At 72.8% G+C, this 1,815-nt stretch carries 1 protein-coding gene; it reads right to left on the bottom strand.

The genetic code is table 11. The features are described from left to right. A partial coding sequence (serA, locus tag AC5LUJ_RS18305; RefSeq protein WP_493465361.1) for a phosphoglycerate dehydrogenase occupies positions 1-1,516 on the bottom strand: 1,516 nt, incomplete at its 3' end. Between the last annotated feature and the right edge of the window lie 299 nt (positions 1,517-1,815).

Below are 1,815 nucleotides of genomic sequence, written 5' to 3'. Positions count from 1 at the left end.
CGGGCACCGCGTCGTCGAGCGAGAGCGACATCAGCGCCTCGCCGCCGGCCTTGCGACGGCTGACCTGCGCGCCGGCAATGTTGATCTGGGCCTCGCCCAGCAGCGCGCCGACCGCGCCGACCACCCCCGGACGGTCCTCGTACCGGAAGAAGGCCAGGTGCGCCTGGGGTCGGATGTCCACCTCGAAGTCGTCGATCGCGGTGACCTTCTCGACCTGCCGGGGGCCGGTCAGCGTGCCGCTCACCGACACCGGCGTCCCGTCCGCGAGCACACCGCGGATGGTGACGAGGTTGCGGTAGTCGGGGCTGTCCTCGAACGTCTCCAGCGCGACGTCGACGCCCCGGCCCTTCGCGAGCAGCGGCGCGTTGACGTAGGTGACCGGCTCCTCGATCACGTCGGTGAACACGCCCTTGAGCGCGGCGAGCTGCAGCACCGACACATCATGGGCGACGATCTCGCCGCGGACCTCGACGGTGATCGCGGCGGCGAGGCCGCCGGCGAGGCCGGTGAACAGCTGGCCGAGCTTCTCCGCGAGCGGCAGCCCCGGGCGGACGTCCTCGGCCACCACCCCGCCCGCCTGCACGTTCACCGCGTCCGGGACGAACTCGCCGCGCAGCGCCAGGCGCACCGACCGGGCCACCGCGACCCCGGCCTTCTCCTGCGCCTCCGCGGTGGACGCCCCCAGGTGCGGGGTGACCACCACGTTGTCCAGCTCGAACAGGGGTGAGGAGGTGGTCGGCTCGGTGGCGAACACGTCGATGCCGGCGCCGCCCACCCGGCCGTCGCGGACCGCGTCGGCGAGGGCCGCCTCGTCGACGAGCCCGCCCCGGGCGTCGTTGACGATGATCACGCCCGGTTTGACCCGCTCGAGCTCGTCCCGGCCGATGAGGCCGATCGTCTCCGGCGTCTTGGGCAGGTGGATCGTGATGACGTCGCTGATCCGCAGCAGCTCGTCGAGGTCGACCAGGCGCACCCCCAGCTGGGCGGCGCGGCCCACCGAGACGTAGGGGTCATAGGCGACGATCTTCATGCCGAAGGCGGCCAGCCGCTGCGCGACCAGCAGGCCGATGCGCCCGAGGCCCACCACGCCCGCGGTCTTGTCCGCGAGCTCGACGCCGACGTACTTCGAGCGCTTCCACTCACCGCCGCGCAGCGCGGCGGTGGCCGCCGGGATGCGGCGGGCCACCGCCGTCAGCAGCGCGACGGCGTGCTCGGCGGCGCTGACGATGTTCGACAGCGGGGCGTTGACGACCATCACACCGCGGGTGGTGGCGGTGGCGACGTCGACGTTGTCCAGCCCGATCCCCGCCCGGGCGACGACCTTGAGCGAACGGGCGGCGGTGAGCACCTCCGCGTCCACCCTGGTCGCGCTGCGCACGATCAGGGCGTCCGCCTCGGGGATCGCGCCCAGCAGGGCGGCCCGGTCGGTCCCGTCGAGATGGCGGACCTCGAACTCGCCGGACAGCAGTTCCAGCCCGGCCGGCGACAGCTCCTCGGCAACCAGGACGACGGGCACGGTAAGGCTCCTTGGGAAGACAGCGGATCAGACGGACAGCGGACGGGACAGCAGACAAAAACCAGCAATGATAACAACAAGCAATAAAAAGAACACTCGAAGTCACATAGCCGGGAAGTTACAGGCGCCGCCCAGCGTACCCACCGCAAGGCGCTGTCGGTGCTCCGGCGCCGTACCGGGCCGGCCCGCCGGCGGAAATCGCCGGCGGGCCGGCCCGCCGCAGCGGGCCCGGCCCGACCGTCCGTATCCGCGCCCCGGCCCCGTCCCCGGTGCGGCGGGCGCGCGGCGACCGGCGACCG

It is taken from the genome of Protofrankia sp. CiP1_Cm_nod3 (assembly GCF_982290655.1).
The sequence above is the reverse complement of the archived record's forward strand: the minus strand, read 5'-3'. Positions and strand labels throughout refer to the sequence as shown.